General features: G+C 56.7%; 1 protein-coding gene. It reads left to right on the forward strand.

What is annotated here, in order from left to right; genetic code table 11:
• Position 1: 1 nt before the first annotated feature.
• Positions 2-1,171: a Xaa-Pro peptidase family protein gene (locus CO664_RS29985; protein WP_097528136.1), complete on the forward strand. Its 1,170-nt coding sequence runs from the start codon at positions 2-4 to the stop codon at positions 1,169-1,171.
• Positions 1,172-1,258: the final 87 nt, after the last annotated feature.

Genomic DNA, 1,258 nt, shown 5'->3' on the forward strand with positions numbered 1-1,258 from the left:
AATGGCGATGCCGAGAGGACCACAGGCGTTCCCCAGGAGTGAATACTTGCAGCGCCTGTCCGTCGTTAAGGCGGAGATGGAGCGGCGAGAGGTTGATGTTCTGGTAGTCAAATCGACCGCGAACATCACATATCTGTCCGGCTACACGTCCAAGACCGGCTCGATGCCGCAGGCCCTTATTGTTTATCTAAGAGATGAAGAGCCGAGCTTCATCGCCTGCCGCAAAGATGCCCCCGCGGCGATCCATCAGACGTTTATCGACCGCGAACGCATTTTTGGCTATCCGGAAGCTCTCCTTGCCGATCCAGAGAAGGATGGCTGGGACGCGGTAATAGATCTCCTCTTGGACAGCGGCTTGGGACGGAATCGCATCGGCATCGAGGCAAGGCTGTTTCCCGCCCAAACTCTCGAAAAATTTAGGGTAAGGGCGCCCGAGGCAAAGATCGTAGATGTTGGCAACAGTGTCGACTGGATCAGAGGCGTCAAGTCCGATCTGGAAATTACCTACATGCGTGAATCTGCGGCGATAACAGATGCAGGGATGCTGCGTGCGCAGGAAGTAATTCGTCCGGGCGTAACCGAGGCTGCAGCGGCAGCAGAAATCATCGCGACGCTAATACGTGGGGCGAATGGCAAGCTGGGCACGGATTTGACCCACTTCGTGCTGTGCAACGGCCCAAGAACGTCCACCTGGCACATCCGGTGGGCCGAGGACATCTTCCGGGAAGGCTCCCAAGTCAACCTTTGTTTCGGAGGGGTGCGCCACGGTTACGTATCGCCCTTGATGCGCACGTTCTCGATTGGCAAACCCTCCGACCAACTTCGCCGACTTCATGACGCGGAGGTTGCTGGCCTGGAGGCGGCTCTTGCCGCCATCAAACCGGGTGCGACATGTAGCGACGTTGCTGCCGCTTTCAACACCACCCTTCGCAAATCCGGTTTCGAGAAGGAGTCACGATGTGGCTACGCAGTGGGGATTGAATGGGTAGAGCCGACGGCCAGTCTCAAAGAGGGCGATTTGACCATCTTGAAGCCGAACATGACTTTCGATCTGATGCTCGGCAACTGGATCGGCGAAGATCTCAGCTACGTGATCAGTGAGACTTTCCGGGTCACCGAATACGGGGTTGAGACGTTCAGCACTCTCCCACGGGAGATTTTCGAGATCTAGTCACGGTCTCAACTGCTTTTGCTATGACGTCCTCGATCTCGGCCACCGGTAAGGCCCCGCCTCTTGCAAGTATTGGCTCTGTCGACA

Origin of the sequence: Sinorhizobium sp. NG07B, from assembly GCF_002532005.1 — a bacterium.
In the GTDB taxonomy this organism is placed as follows: Bacteria; Pseudomonadota; Alphaproteobacteria; order Rhizobiales; family Rhizobiaceae; genus Sinorhizobium; species Sinorhizobium fredii_C.